This window comes from Micromonospora sp. NPDC003197, from assembly GCF_053590565.1.
The window spans coordinates 69,224-82,091 of record NZ_JBSFTE010000022.1; the positions used below are offsets into that span (position 1 = coordinate 69,224).

Genomic DNA, 12,868 nt, shown 5'->3' on the forward strand with positions numbered 1-12,868 from the left:
TCGGTTGATCGAAAGTCCCGGATGCGGTTCACGGGCCTTTCGACGGAGCGGGAGCCGAACAGGTTCCCCCCAGTCGATGATTGATTCAGCTGGGTGCCGGTACGACCGTGGGCGACTCGACGAGCCGGGACAAGACGATCATGCTCCGGGTCGAGGTGACGAAAGGTTCAGCCCGCAGACGTTCCAGCGCCTGCTCCAGGTGGCCGATGTCGGCGGCCCGCAGGTGGACCAGGGCGTCAGCCTCGCCGGAGACGGTGTAGGAGCCGACCACCTCCGGATGCCGCCGGGTGGCGACCGCGATCTGTGCCGGGGTGGTCCGGCCGGTGCAGAACAACTCGACGAACGCCTCCGTGTTCCAGCCGACCGCAGCCGGGTCGACGACGGCGGTGAATCCGCGGATGACGCCGGCCGACCGGAGTCGGTCGACCCGACGCTTGACCGCCGGCGCGGAGAGTGACACCCGGGCGCCGATGTCCGCGTACGAGGAACGCGCATCGGCGACCAGTAGCGCAATGATTCGCTGATCTACCTCGTCGATCTGCAACGTTTCACCTCTCGGAAGCAATGCTTACGGCTGTTATCGAAAGTTCAGCCTACCTACTCTTGGTGTCCGTGAGCCACCAGCAGATCCGCAGAAAGCGGACATATCTCATGTGTTCGCCGGAGTACTTCGACGTGACGTACGCGATCAATCCGTGGATGGACCCAGCGGTCGCGGTCGATCGGGAGTTGGCGGTCCAACAGTGGGAACGGCTACGCGAGACCCTGGTGGGCCTCGGGCACACCGTCCACCTACTCACTCCCGAGGTGGGTCTGCCGGACATGGTCTACGCGGCCAACGGGGCGTTCGTGGTCGACGGCACCGCCTACGGTGCCCGCTTCAAACACCAGCAGCGGGCCGCCGAGGCCCTTGCTCACCAGGCGTTCTACGAGACGCACGGCTGGCGGCACGTCGCTGCGGCGGAAACCAACGAGGGGGAGGGCGACTTCGCCTACCTGCCCGAGGCATATGGCGGACTGATCCTGGCCGGGTACGGCTTCCGTACCGAGCCGGTCGCGCACGCCGAGGCGCAGGAGATGTTGGGGCGACCAGTGCTGTCCCTGCGCCTGGTCGACCCGCGCTTCTACCACCTGGACACCGCACTGACCGTTCTCGACGACCGCACCATCGCCTACTTCCCGGGGGCGTTCTCCCACACCGCCCAACAGGTGCTCGCACAGCTCTTCCCCGACGCGGTGGTCGCCGACGAGGTCGACGCGTTCGCCTTCGGGCTGAACCTGGTCAGCGACGGTAGGAACGTCGTACTCAACAGCATGGCGACGGGGATGGCAGCCAAGCTCGAAGCGGCCGGTTACACCCCGGTCCCGGTCGAGTTGACGGAGCTACTCAAGGGCGGCGGCAGCGTCAAGTGCTGCGTCGCCGAGCTACGGCACTGAGCTGAGTTACGGCACTGAGCTGAGTTACGGCACTGAGCAGCGGCACTGAGCCGAGCTACGGCACTGAGCAGCGCCCGCCCGGGTGTGGTGTTAGGAAGGGCCCCTTCTTATACAAAAAGCGATAAGAAGGGGCCCTTCCTAACACCAAAGCGGTTAGCCCAGCGTCGCCAGTTCGTTGACCAGTACGTTGGCCAACAGTTGCCCGTCGCGCTGGACGTTGCGTAGGTACCACTTCTGTAGCGGAGTCTGCGGGTCGTTGAACTGCCAGTCCCCGCGTGGGCTGTCGATCCGCCCCACCTTGCCGAGCGCCACGTTGACCTGCTGTGGGCTCGGACTTACTCCGGCGATCCGGATCGCCTTGTCCAGCACCTGGGCGGCGTCGTACGAGGCCACCGCGTACGTGGTCGGTGAACTGCCGTGCTGTTTCCGGTAGGCCGAGGCGAACCTGCGGTTGACCGCGTTGGTCAGGTCGGCCGAGTAGTTCAGGGCGGTCATGATGCCCTCGATCTCGACTGGCTTGAATTCGTCGAGCACGCTGCCCTCGGTGAGGAAACCCGGGCCGTAGACCTGGTTGCGGTAGCCGGCGGCGCGTAGCTGTCGCAGGAATGCGATCGCCGCCGTCCCGCCGTACGGGCAGAAGATCGCGTCCGGTTCCGCAGCGGTCAACTGGGCGATCTTCGACCGGTACGTGCTGGGGGTGGGGCTGCTGGTGGCGTCGGTCCAAATGATCGGTTCGGTGAGGCGGGTGTCGGTTCCGCCGAAGCTCTCCCGGAACCCGGCGACCGCGTCGCGGCCGGCAGGGTGGTCCGGTGCGATGATCACCATTTTTCCGTCCGGAGCCAGCCGGCTGGCGACGTACGCCCCGAGGGCCCGGCCGGGCTCGTCGTCCCGGAACGAGGTACGCCAGATGTAGTCGACCTTCGCCAGGCCGGTCGGCGAGGCGTTCGAGCCGACCAGCGGCACCTGAGCCTGCTCGATGGTGTCTCGGATGCCGAGCATGACTGCGGAGTTGGCTACCCCGGTCAGCGCGAGCACACCCTGTTTGAGTAGGTCGTCGACGGCTGCTGTGCCGGTCGCGGCGGTCTCCCCCTCGTCGGCGGTCACCAGGTTCACCGGGTGCCCACCCAGTCGCTGTTCGTTGAGTTCGAGGAAGAGCCGGAATCCGTTGACGATCTCGTCGCCGATTGGCTTGTCGCCACCGTCCCGTGGGGCGACCAGGCCGATCCGGACCGGATCGTCGCTGAGTTGGCGGTCAGTTTGGGAATCGCTGTCGGTGCCGCACGCCGTGGTTGCCCCGGTTATCCCGGTCGCGCCGAGCGCGGCCAGGAGGCTGAGTGCCTGCCGGCGGCTTATCTGAGACAAGGATCTTCCCTTCCGAGTACGGACAGGAACGGGTCCACCGGCGTTTTACCGAGTACGCGCAACCACGTCAATGCCCCTACCGGCGATGCGACAACGACTGTATTGCCATCGACACGTGTGACCAGGCCGGCGAGGTGGGGTCGACGGGGCCGTAGTGCTCACAGTCGGCAAGTTCGACCAGTCGCACATCGCCGCCGGCCGATCGGGCGAGGTCGACGTACCGGCGACTCATCTCGATCGGCACCTGCCGGTCCCGGGTGCCGTGCACCAGCACCGTCGGGGGCTGGACGGGTAGTCGGCGGACCGGGTCGGCCTCCGCGTACCGGTCGGGCAGCTCGTCCGGCCCGCCGCCGAGCAGGGCCGCGACCGCGCCACCGTCCAGGTCGAGACGGTACGCCTCGGCGAGGTCGGCGACGGGGGCCACCGCCACGACTCCGCGTACGTGTTCCGGTGCGCTCGCGGCGCAGTACAGCGCGAGGTGACCACCGGCGGAGTGGCCGAGCAGGATCGCTCCGCCGGGTGCCACTGCCACCTCCGGCAGCGCCGTGCCGTAGCGGGCCGGCAGTGCGGCAACCCCGGCGATCACGTCCGCCATCGTCCCTGGCCAGCCCCCGCCTGACTGTCCGGTACGTCGGTATTCCAGTTGGGCCACCGGATAGCCCTGGGCGGCGAGGTCGACCGCGAGCGGACCGGTGTACGTACGGTCGTACTCGGACCGCCAGAAGCCGCCGTGGATCACCACCACGAGCGGCAGAGGCACTTCGGCCGGGGTCACTGGTCGGCGTAGATCGGCGAGCTGTTCCGGATGGTCCCCGTAGCGGACCGTGACGTCGGGGGCGGGCGCGGGCCGGGTGAGTACGGATCTCGGGTCGGCGACCATGGGCGAGACGCTAACGCGGTCCCGGTCGGACTGCTGCCCTCGGTTTGCGGGAAGATGGACGGCATGACCGAAGCCCCACGCTCCCCCGAAGAGAACGACGAGCCGAAGCGCGCCGGTGGTGCCGCCCGTCCCGGCACTGTTCTGGTGGTGGGCCCGGACGGCCGACCGGTCGGCACGGCGCACGCTGACAACGAGTCGGCTGGCGACGATCCGGCGCGGCTGATCGAGCAGCCAGCGAAGGTGATGCGGATCGGCAGCATGATCAAGCAGTTGCTCGAAGAGGTGAAGTCCGCGCCGCTCGACGACGCCAGCCGGCACCGGCTGCGGGAGATCCACCAGCGGTCGATCGTCGAACTGGAGGACGGGCTCGCCCCGGAACTACGGGACGAGTTGGCCCGGATCTCCCTGCCGTTCGACGAGGGCAGCACGCCGAGCGAGAGCGAGCTGCGGATCGCCCAGGCGCAGCTGGTCGGCTGGTTGGAAGGGCTGTTCCACGGCATCCAGGCCGCGCTGGTGGCGCAGCAGATGGCTGCCCGGTTGCAGTTGGAACAGATGCGTACGGGGGGACGCCAGGCGCTGCCGATGGGGCCCGCCGGGGCGGGCATCGTGCCCAGCATGCCGGGGGGTGTCGGCCACGCGCATCCGCATCCCGCCGAGGGCGGCACCGGCCAGTACCTCTAGCCACCGGGTCCGTCGCCGGGCGGCTCGGTCTGCGGGTCCGCCGGCCGACCGGTGGGTCACTCCGCCGGGAAGAACTTCTCCAGGTACGCGGCCACGCCGTCCTCTTCGTTGGTGAGCGTCACCTCGTCGGCGATCCGCAGCACGTCGGGGTGGGCGTTGGCCACCGCGATCGACCGACCGGCCCAGGTCAGCATCGGCACGTCGTTGGGCATGTCGCCAAAGGCGACCGCCTCGTCGGCGGTGATGCCGTGCCGGGTGCAGAACCAGGCGAGCCCGGCGGCCTTGGTCACCCCGGATGCGGAGATCTCCACCAGGCCGGAGCGGGACGAGTGGGTGGCCTCGGCGAGCCCTTCGAGCGCCCCGGCCACCACCTGTACGAACGCGTCCGGGTCCTGGACACCCGCCCGGGCCAGCAGTTTGACCGCCGGGGCGGAGAGCAGTTCCTCCGGGGCGTCGATGACCCGGAGGGTCTCCGGCAGTTCGTACTGGTGGGTGGGGTAGCCGATTTCGTGGCGCATCTCGCGTCCGTCGAGGATCTCCACCGCGAACCGGACGTCGGGCACTTCGGCCCGCAGTCGCCGGGCCACCTCGGCGAGCAGTTCGGGGGCGAGCGGGTCGGCCCGCAGCACGGTGTCCTCGATCGGGTCGTAGACCACCGCCCCGTTGGCGCAGATCGCCGGCACCTGGATGCCCAGGTGGTCGTACACGTGGGCCATCCACCGGATCGGCCGCCCGGTGACCAGCACTACCTGGCCGCCGGCTGCGACGATCCGGTCCATCACCTCGGCGGTACGGGGGCTGATGGACCGGTCGGAGCGGAGCAGGGTGCCGTCGAGATCCGTGGCGACCAGACGAGGTGGTTGTTCCATCAGCGCGACAGTAGTTGATCGAGGAAGATCGCTACCCCGTCATCGTCGTTGCGCAGCGTGACCTCGTCCGCCAACGCCCGTACGGTGGGGTGGGCGTTGGCCACCGCCACTCGTCCCCAACCTGCCCACTCGAACATCGGCAGGTCGTTGGGCATGTCCCCGAAGACGAGCACCTCAGCCGGGTCGACGCCGAGGGCCTGGGTGACCACCTCGAGCCCGGTGCCCTTGTCAACACCCGACGGGGAGATCTCGACGTAGCCGAGCCCGGCCTGGGTGAGCGAGGCCACCTTCGGGGAGATGATTCGGCGAGCGGTGGCGAGCAGTACGTCCACGTCGTGGTCGGCGGTCCGGGCGAATGCCTTGATCACGTCGGCGGCCAGGCAGTCCGTACGACTGCGGGCCTCGAACAGGTCCGGGTAGGGCCAGCTCGGATCGAAGTCGCCCCAGAGCGGGGCGTCGTGTCCGTCCGACGCCTCGACCATCACGGTCAGCGGGCCGACCTCGGCCTCCAGCGTGGCCAGCAACTCGGTCAGGACCTCGCTGCGCAGCCGTTCGTCGCGCAACACCACCGGTCCGGCCGGGTCGGTCTGGTCCACCACCCGGCCACCACCGGCCATCACCAGGAAGTCGGCCGCCCGGATGTCGTTGCGGGTCAGCTCGGTCAGTCGGGGGCCACGGCCGGTCGCGCCGACCACCGGGATTCCGGCGGCCCGGACCCGGTCGAGCACCTGATGGGTGTACGCCGAGACGGTGTTGTCGCTGCGTACGAGGGTGCCGTCCAGGTCGGTGGCGATCAGCTTCGGCAGTCCGGGGCGGGGCATGTCTCCTCCTTCTCCCCGCCGTCGGAGCCGACCGGCTCCCCGGAACCTGGGTTCCGATAAACCCGGGTTTCGACAAGCCGGCCGTCCAGGCATCCGCCTATGACGACGGGGAGCAACCGTACCTCGCGTGGTCCAGCGGTCAGCCGGCTTTCCGGTGAATCCGACGCGTCAACGTGAAGGTTCGAGCACGTCCCGTCCGCCGAGGTACGGCTGGAGCGCCTTCGGCACCCGTACCGACCCGTCCGGCTGCTGGTGGTTCTCCAGGATCGGAATCAGCCAGCGGGTGGTGGCGAGGGTGCCGTTCAGGGTGGCCGCGGTCTGCGTCTTGCCGTTTTCGTCCCGGTAACGGATGTTCAGCCGCCGAGCCTGGAACGTCGTGCAGTTGGAGGAGGAGGTCACTTCGCGGTAGCGCCCCTGCGACGGCACCCACGCCTCGCAGTCGTACTTGCGGGCGGCGCTGGTGCCGAGGTCACCGGCGGCCACGTCGATCACCCGGTAGGGCACCTCGACCTTGGCCAGCATCTCCTCTTCCCAGGCCAGCAGCCGCAGGTGCTCGGCGTGTGCCTCCTCCGGCCGGCAGTAGGAGAACATCTCGACCTTGTCGAACTGGTGCACCCGCAGGATGCCCCGGACGTCCTTGCCGTACGACCCGGCCTCGCGCCGGAAGCACGACGACCAGCCGGCGTAGCGGATCGGCGAGTTCAACGGCAGGATCTCGCCGGAGTGGAGGCCGGCCAGCGGCACCTCGCTGGTGCCGACCAGGAAGAGGTCGTCGGCTTCGAGCCGGTAGACCTCGCTGGCGTGTGCGCCGAGGAAGCCGGTGCCCTCCATCGTCTCGGGCTTGACCAACACCGGGGGGATGGTGGGGATGATGCCGTTCTCCACCGCCTGGGCCATCGCCAGTTGCAGCAGGCCGAGTTGCAGCAGCGCGCCGACCCCGGTGAGGTAGTAGAACCGGCTGCCGGAGACCTTGGCACCCCGTTCGACGTCGATCGCGCCGAACCGTTCGCCCAGGTCCAGGTGGTCGCGGATCGGGAAGTCGGCCGGGTTCTCCGCCGAGCCGAGCGGCGCCTCGCCGGTGGGGCGTACCTCACGGAGCACGACGAAGTCGTCCTCGCCCCCGGGGGGCGCACCCTCCTCGACCACGTTGGGGATGGCGTACTGCGCTCGCCGCAGCGCCGCGTCGGCCTCGCCGGCCGCCGCCTCCGCCGCCTTGACCTCGGTCGAAAGTTCCTTGGTACGCCGCAGCAGGTCGTCGCGTTCCGCCCCGGTCGCCTTGGGCATCTGCTTGCTCAGCTGCTTCTGCTCGGCGCGTAGCGCCTCGAAGCGCTGGACCGCCGCACGGCGCTCCTCGTCTGCGCGCAGCAGATCGTCGACGACGGACTCGGACTCGCGCCGGGCTCGCTGGCTGGCACGGACGGTTTCCGGATCATCGCGGATCAGGCGCAGGTCAATCACGAAATCCGATCCTACCGGGGGCAGGATCGGGGGGACACTGCGATACCGGTCAGGTGAGCTGGTCCGGCCGGACGAACGGCGTGGCCGGGGTGACCGTCAGGTCGGCTGGTCCGGCCGGCTCTTCTCCGGCCGGTTCCGCACTGGGCTCGACTGCTCGCATGGGCCGGTGCCGACGTGGCGCAGCTTCGTCGGAGCTGTTCGTGGTGCGACCAGCCAGGTAGAGCGCCAACCCGAAGAGAACGGTCCCGACGAAGGCCATCACCAGACCGCGACCGGGTTCGACCCGGAATCCGTCATCCGACAGTGGCAGGCCGCGGCGTTCGTCGCCGAGAGACGCGGTCATCGCGGTCAGCATGCCGAGCAGGCCACCGCTGAGCACCAGCCCGACCACCCGAGCGTCGTGCCGGACCGTCGGGGCGGCCCCGACGAGCGCCAAGGCCAGGGTGCTGACGATGCCGAGCAGCCCGACCAGGTAGCCGACGCCGAAGGTGCCCACCTCGGCCAACCCGGCTGGTACGCGGACGCTGGACGGTTCCCCGGTCGGCTCCTGGTTCGCCAACGTGGTGACTGACCACTCACCTACCAGCGAGGCGAGAACGGCCACCACACCGAGACCAGCGACCACGACCACGACCACGAGCCGACGGTCTTGGAGGAGACCACCGACGAATCGGGACGGGCGGGCCGGTGCGTCGTTTCCCCACTCGATCATCGCCGGAGCGTCGGGGCGGGTGTCCTGCCGGGGAACGAGTCGATCGTCAGACATCCGGACGCCCTTTCGTCGATGGCCCGGCCTTGCCGCATCATGGCACAGCGGTCCGGGTTAGACGGTGGAACGCGGCGGGAACGCCGGCTTTGAGCTAGCGTCGATCACATGCCTATCCGTACCGCTTCCGCCCGCTGGCAGGGCAATCTCACCGAGGGTTCCGGCACGATCCGCACCGGCAAGGGCGGCTATGAGGGGAACTACTCGTTCAAGTCACGCTTCGAGGAGGGTGAGGGCACCAACCCGGAGGAGCTGATCGGTGCGGCGCACGCCGGCTGCTTCTCGATGGCCCTGTCCAAGGCGCTGGCCGACGCCGGCTCCCCGGTCACCTCTGTGGAGACGACCGCCCGGGTGCACCTCGACAAGACCGATGCGGGAATGACCGTGACCCGGATCGACCTGGATACCGTCGCCGAGGTGCCGGGCCTCGACGGGGCGGCGTTCGCCAAGTTCGCCGAGGGGGCGAAGGAGAACTGCCCGATCTCCCGGCTCCTCGCGCCGGGTGCGGAAATCACCCTGACCGCCCGCCTCGCCTGATCCGACCAGTTGATCCGGGTGATCACCGGTTGATTAGTGGCCGGACCGTTGGCTGTCGCGAGCGGCTCCGGCCCTACTGGCTGATCACCCGGATCGTTTCGGTCCGGCACAATGGTGTACGTGTCGGTGGAGATGAGTCGCGAACACTTCGAGGAGTTGGTCGCCGAGGCTCTCGATGAGGTGCCGGAGGAATTGCTCGGTTTGATGAGCAACGTGGTGATCCTGGTCGAGGACGACTCACCCGCGGACGAGCCGGAACTTCTCGGTCTCTACGAGGGCCACGCGCTGACCGACCGGGGCTGGGACTACTCCGGCGTGCTGCCGGATCGGATCTTCATCTATCGCAACCCGATCCTGCGAATCTGCGACAGCGATGACGACGTCGTCGATGAGGTCGCGGTCACCGTCGTACACGAGATCGCCCATCACTTCGGCATCGACGACGACCGGCTACACGAGCTGGGTTGGGGCTGAATCACCTTCTCGAACTGCGGTTGCATGGCTCTTGCAGCAGGTGCCTAGGCTCAGGGCGACCAGCCAGATCAGGAGGAACCGTCAGATGCGCAGCGCGCTGTTCTCCCCGGAGAACATGGAGAAGGAATCTGCCCAGCCCGGCATGCGGCTGCAGAACCACAAGATGCTGAAGATCGAGCTCAACGGCGAGGCCATGGCCCGGACCGGCTCGATGGTCGCCTACCAGGGGCAGGTGCAGTTCCAGGCGCTTGGCTCCGGCGGGATCGGCAAGTTTCTCAAGCAGAAGCTCACCGGTGAGGGCGTGCCGCTGATGAAGATGACCGGTCGGGGTGATGTCTTCCTCGCCGACAACGCCTCCGACGTACACCTGATCGACCTGGAGCCGGGAGACGCGCTGTCGATCAACGGTTCCAGCGTGCTGGCCTTCGACTCCACCCTGCAGTACGACGTCAAGATGGTCGGCGGGGCCGGGATGATGTCCTCCTCCGGCCTGTTCAACTGCGTCTTCACCGGCTACGGCCGGATCGCCATCACCACCAAGGGCACCCCGGTGGTGCTCAACGTCGACCAGCCGACCTACGTCGACCCGCAGGCTGCGGTCTGCTGGTCGGCCAGCCTCCAGACCGGCTACCACCGGGCCGAGCAGTTGGGCCTGGGCACGCTGATCGGTCGGCGTACCGGTGAGGCGTTCACCATGAGTTTCGCCGGCCAGGGCTTCGTGATCGTCCAGCCGTCCGAGGAGCCGCCGATCGCCGGCAGCGGTCAGCAGGGTGGCGGTGGCGGTGGCGGTCTGCTCGGCGGCTTGATGGACTGAGCCGAGGCGCGCCACTCGCGCTCGGGCGGTGCGGGTCAGGTGAGGTCGCCGACGCGCAGAGCCGGGCAGGGTACGTCGCTGGTCAGGTGAGGTCGCCGGTGCGCAGTCGGGCCAGCCACGCCGTCGCGTCGGCGTAGTCGACGTCAGACCGTCCGTCGGCGGGGGCCGGCGGACGGTCACCCGTCGCGCCGCCCCAGCGATGTCTCGGGTACGACCCGAGGAAGCGCACGTCGGCACAGACCTGCCGCAGGCCACGGAGCGCCTCGCCGAGCCGCTCGTCGCAGACGTGGCCGGTGCAGTCGAGGAAGAAGACGTACCGGCCCAGGGCCTCACCAGTCGGACGAGACTCGATGCGGGTGAGGTTGACGCCGCGTACGGCCAACTCCATCAGCACGTTCAGCAGGGCACCGACCCGGTCGTGGGCGATGTAGACGGCCAGGGAGGTCACGTCGTCGCCGCTGGGCGGCAGGGCCGGGCCGGGCCGGGACAGCAGGACGAACCGGGTCACCGCATCCTTGTGGTCGGCGATCCGGTCGGCCAGGACGGTCAGCCGATGCCGGGTGGCCCCGATCGGCGCGCAGATGGCCGCGTCGTACTCGCCACTGGCGGCAGCGGCGGCAGCAGCCCCGTTGGAGAGCACGTCGACCACCACCGCGTCCGGCAGGTGGCTGCTCAACCAGCCCCGGCACTGGGTCGAGGCCTGTGGGTGGGCGGCCACCGTACGGATGCCCTCCTGGACCGTCCCGGTACGTGCGGCGAGCACGAACTCGACCGGCAGAACGATCTCCCTGGTGATCACCAGTGGCGCACCGGCCACGATCTCGTCCAGCGTCACGCCGACCGCACCGCCAATGGAGTTCTCCAGCGGCACCAGGGCCGCGTCGGCATCCCCAACCCGTACGGCATCCAGCGCCTCCGGCACGCTCCGGGCCGGCGTACGGTTGCCGTGCTCGGCGGCGGAGATGGTGCGCAGTGCCTGCTCGGCGAAGGTGCCCTCGGGGCCGAGGTAGACGAAACGAGTGGGTGGGGTGCCTGGCATGGCATTCAGCCTAGCCACCTGGGGCAGGCACTACCGTCCGCTCACAGGCGATGAACCGGATTCCGGTGGGCGCACCGACCCGGACCGGGATGCTGCATACATCGGTGCCGGCGGCGACCAGGGTCAGGGCGTTCGGCGCTCCCTTGGTCACGACCTGTAGTGGTTCCCGGTTGGGGACCTGGACCACGCTGTACTGCCAGTCGCCAGAGCAGAGCGGACCGGTCGTTACGGTGACCTGGGTGCCGGCCGGCAGCAGCCCCGCCTCGCGGCGGAGCAGGGCGGTCAGCTGGGCCCGGCTCGGACTGCCCTGACAGTCCGTCGCCGTCGACTCAGGGAAGCGTGCGGTCGGCGAGGAGGTCACGGTTGGGGCGACCGACGGCGGCGGGGTGGGCGTCGCCGGCCCGCTGACGGTCGGGCTGACCAGGGTGGGCAGCGTGCTTCGCGGTGGTTCCAGCTCAGGCGGGACACCGCACGCGGTCAGCAGCATGGCCCCGGCGAGCAGGCTGGTGGCGCCCAGCAGCCGGGTCGCCCTGGTGCTACGGGTCGGTACGTGGACCACGAGCCGACTCCTTGAAACATAGGCGTGCGCCGTTGTGTCGGTTGTCGCGCCCAATGGTAGAGCTTGCCGGTCGTCAGCGGGTGCTCAGGTGCTGATGCGGTGCCCGGCGTGGGTGAGACTGGCCAGCGCCTCGGCGAGCCGTACCGAGGGCACCAGGAGGTAGTCGGTGTCGTAGGTCGAGAAGGCCACGATGTTGACTCGGGCGTCGGCCAGCGGTACGACCAGCGAGGCGAGGATGCCGGTCAGCGCCAGGTCCATCGGTCCGGCGACCTGGAGGCAGCGCCATGGCGTCTCGATGGTGGCCTCGGCCGGGACCCGGTCCGCCGGGCAGATGATCGACACCTCGTCGGCAGTCCAGGTAACCGAGACGATCCCCGTATCGGTGGGAGCACTCAGCAGACCGGGTGGTACCGACGAACCGGCGGGAAGCCGGCACACGGCGTATTCCTCCGGCAGCAGAGCGATATCCAACATGATGGGAACCTAACCGTGAGTGGGGCCATGTCCCAACTCCGTACGGTGCGGCGATCGCCACAATGTCCTCGGCGTTCGTCGCCAGCTATTGCGGATGGTTACCTCGGACTAACGGCCTGAGAACCGTCGGGTGGCGTATCGGTAACCGTCGGGTGGCGTAACGGGAAAATCGTCAGATCTTGGCAAAGAAGGTGAGCGAGCCAGCTACCAGGCCCTCTTCCAGGATCGGGGTGCTGATGGCGTCGACTGTGGCGTCCGCATCGCCAGCGGAGGTATTCGGGCGGACCCGGAGCAGGCCCCGGGCGAGTCGGCCGGAGGCCAGCGCAAGCAGCGGTGGAATCTTGTCTATTTCCTGGTCGGTCAACTCGGCGCGGGCGGCGGTGAAGTCGAGCAGACGCAGCCCTTCGCCGAGTAGTGGCCGGCCGACCACATCCACCGGCCGACCGAGGCCAAGCAGTTGACAGCAGGAGTCGGAGACCGCCGCGATGATCATCTGGAAGTCGATGAGCAGGCAGGGTTCGGCCGCTTCGGAGACCGTGACGGACCATCGGGTGAAGCTGTCGTCGGGATCTGTCCCGGTCCGGGTGTTGGTGTGGGGCAGAGGTGCTTCCGAGAGTGAGAGTTCGACGTGCGCCACCGCGCCTCCTATGCACCCCGCCGGCTCACCCACGCTAAGCCGGTTCAGACCGGAACGCCG

General features: G+C 68.7%; 16 protein-coding genes. 5 read left to right on the forward strand and 11 right to left on the reverse strand.

What is annotated here, in order from left to right; genetic code table 11:
* Positions 1–85: 85 nt before the first annotated feature.
* Positions 86–544, reverse strand: a complete 459-nt coding sequence (locus tag ACWDV4_RS22440; RefSeq protein WP_449981862.1) for an Lrp/AsnC family transcriptional regulator — start codon at positions 542–544, stop codon at positions 86–88.
* A gap of 83 nt (positions 545–627) precedes the next feature.
* Here ACWDV4_RS22440 and ddaH point away from each other — a divergent pair, with 83 nt between their 5' ends.
* Entirely contained in the window at positions 628–1,437 is an 810-nt protein-coding gene (ddaH, locus tag ACWDV4_RS22445; protein WP_449981947.1) for a dimethylargininase, read from the forward strand.
* A 153-nt stretch (positions 1,438–1,590) separates the two neighbouring features.
* Here ddaH and ACWDV4_RS22450 read toward each other — a convergent pair whose 3' ends face one another.
* The gene (locus ACWDV4_RS22450; RefSeq protein ID WP_449981864.1) at positions 1,591–2,799 is read right to left on the reverse strand and encodes an ABC transporter substrate-binding protein; all 1,209 of its coding nucleotides are present in this window, start codon (positions 2,797–2,799) and stop codon (positions 1,591–1,593) included.
* A gap of 76 nt (positions 2,800–2,875) precedes the next feature.
* Positions 2,876–3,679: an alpha/beta hydrolase family protein gene (locus ACWDV4_RS22455; protein ID WP_449981866.1), complete on the reverse strand. Its 804-nt coding sequence runs from the start codon at positions 3,677–3,679 to the stop codon at positions 2,876–2,878.
* Between the two features lie 54 nt (positions 3,680–3,733).
* Between ACWDV4_RS22455 and ACWDV4_RS22460 the strand changes: the two genes are divergently transcribed.
* Entirely contained in the window at positions 3,734–4,360 is a 627-nt protein-coding gene (locus tag ACWDV4_RS22460) for a bacterial proteasome activator family protein (RefSeq protein WP_449981868.1), read from the forward strand.
* Positions 4,361–4,416: 56 nt separating this feature from the next.
* Here ACWDV4_RS22460 and ACWDV4_RS22465 read toward each other — a convergent pair whose 3' ends face one another.
* The 4 genes from ACWDV4_RS22465 to ACWDV4_RS22480 form a co-directional block, all read right to left on the reverse strand.
* Positions 4,417–5,229, reverse strand: coding sequence for an HAD family hydrolase (locus ACWDV4_RS22465; RefSeq protein WP_449981870.1), 813 nt, complete (start codon positions 5,227–5,229; stop codon positions 4,417–4,419).
* Entirely contained in the window at positions 5,229–6,050 is an 822-nt protein-coding gene (locus ACWDV4_RS22470) for an HAD family hydrolase (RefSeq protein ID WP_449981872.1), read from the reverse strand. Before ACWDV4_RS22470 ends, ACWDV4_RS22465 begins: the two co-directional genes overlap by 1 nt.
* A gap of 168 nt (positions 6,051–6,218) precedes the next feature.
* The gene (serS, locus tag ACWDV4_RS22475; protein WP_449981874.1) at positions 6,219–7,508 is read right to left on the reverse strand and encodes a serine--tRNA ligase; all 1,290 of its coding nucleotides are present in this window, start codon (positions 7,506–7,508) and stop codon (positions 6,219–6,221) included.
* A gap of 49 nt (positions 7,509–7,557) precedes the next feature.
* Positions 7,558–8,274 (reverse strand): hypothetical protein, encoded by a 717-nt coding sequence (locus tag ACWDV4_RS22480; RefSeq protein ID WP_449981875.1) that lies wholly within the window; start codon positions 8,272–8,274, stop codon positions 7,558–7,560.
* 108 nt (positions 8,275–8,382) lie between these two features.
* Between ACWDV4_RS22480 and ACWDV4_RS22485 the strand changes: the two genes are divergently transcribed.
* The 3 genes from ACWDV4_RS22485 (at position 8,383) to ACWDV4_RS22495 (ending at position 10,099) form a co-directional block, all read left to right on the forward strand.
* The gene (locus ACWDV4_RS22485; protein ID WP_449981877.1) at positions 8,383–8,811 is read left to right on the forward strand and encodes an OsmC family protein; all 429 of its coding nucleotides are present in this window, start codon (positions 8,383–8,385) and stop codon (positions 8,809–8,811) included.
* A 126-nt stretch (positions 8,812–8,937) separates the two neighbouring features.
* Positions 8,938–9,285, forward strand: coding sequence for a metallopeptidase family protein (locus ACWDV4_RS22490; RefSeq protein WP_449981949.1), 348 nt, complete (start codon positions 8,938–8,940; stop codon positions 9,283–9,285).
* Positions 9,286–9,370: 85 nt separating this feature from the next.
* The gene (locus ACWDV4_RS22495) at positions 9,371–10,099 is read left to right on the forward strand and encodes an AIM24 family protein (protein WP_449981879.1); all 729 of its coding nucleotides are present in this window, start codon (positions 9,371–9,373) and stop codon (positions 10,097–10,099) included.
* Between the two features lie 82 nt (positions 10,100–10,181).
* Here the strand turns inward: ACWDV4_RS22495 and pheA are convergent, their stop codons facing one another.
* The 4 genes from pheA to ACWDV4_RS22515 form a co-directional block, all read right to left on the reverse strand.
* Positions 10,182–11,138: a prephenate dehydratase gene (gene pheA / locus ACWDV4_RS22500; RefSeq protein ID WP_449981881.1), complete on the reverse strand. Its 957-nt coding sequence runs from the start codon at positions 11,136–11,138 to the stop codon at positions 10,182–10,184.
* A gap of 10 nt (positions 11,139–11,148) precedes the next feature.
* Positions 11,149–11,697 carry a hypothetical protein gene (locus ACWDV4_RS22505; RefSeq protein WP_449981883.1) on the reverse strand — a complete coding sequence of 183 codons (549 nt, stop codon included), beginning with the start codon at positions 11,695–11,697 and terminating at the stop codon, positions 11,149–11,151.
* Between the two features lie 84 nt (positions 11,698–11,781).
* Positions 11,782–12,171: an ACT domain-containing protein gene (locus ACWDV4_RS22510; RefSeq protein ID WP_449981885.1), complete on the reverse strand. Its 390-nt coding sequence runs from the start codon at positions 12,169–12,171 to the stop codon at positions 11,782–11,784.
* A 172-nt stretch (positions 12,172–12,343) separates the two neighbouring features.
* Positions 12,344–12,808: a hypothetical protein gene (locus ACWDV4_RS22515; RefSeq protein ID WP_449981887.1), complete on the reverse strand. Its 465-nt coding sequence runs from the start codon at positions 12,806–12,808 to the stop codon at positions 12,344–12,346.
* Between the last annotated feature and the right edge of the window lie 60 nt (positions 12,809–12,868).

Excerpts from the sequence above, each read along its gene's own strand:
- ACWDV4_RS22455 (WP_449981866.1), bottom strand. The coding sequence starts at position 3,679 with ATGGTCGCCGACCCGAGATCCGTACTCACCCGGCCCGCGCCCGCCCCC.
- ACWDV4_RS22460 (WP_449981868.1), top strand. The coding sequence starts at position 3,734 with ATGGACGGCATGACCGAAGCCCCACGCTCCCCCGAAGAGAACGACGAG.
- ACWDV4_RS22465 (WP_449981870.1), bottom strand. The coding sequence starts at position 5,229 with ATGGAACAACCACCTCGTCTGGTCGCCACGGATCTCGACGGCACCCTG.
- ACWDV4_RS22470 (WP_449981872.1), bottom strand. The coding sequence starts at position 6,050 with ATGCCCCGCCCCGGACTGCCGAAGCTGATCGCCACCGACCTGGACGGC.
- ACWDV4_RS22480 (WP_449981875.1), bottom strand. The coding sequence starts at position 8,274 with ATGTCTGACGATCGACTCGTTCCCCGGCAGGACACCCGCCCCGACGCT.
- ACWDV4_RS22485 (WP_449981877.1), top strand. The coding sequence starts at position 8,383 with ATGCCTATCCGTACCGCTTCCGCCCGCTGGCAGGGCAATCTCACCGAG.
- ACWDV4_RS22495 (WP_449981879.1), top strand. The coding sequence starts at position 9,371 with ATGCGCAGCGCGCTGTTCTCCCCGGAGAACATGGAGAAGGAATCTGCC.
- pheA (WP_449981881.1), bottom strand. The coding sequence starts at position 11,138 with ATGCCAGGCACCCCACCCACTCGTTTCGTCTACCTCGGCCCCGAGGGC.
- ACWDV4_RS22510 (WP_449981885.1), bottom strand. The coding sequence starts at position 12,171 with ATGTTGGATATCGCTCTGCTGCCGGAGGAATACGCCGTGTGCCGGCTT.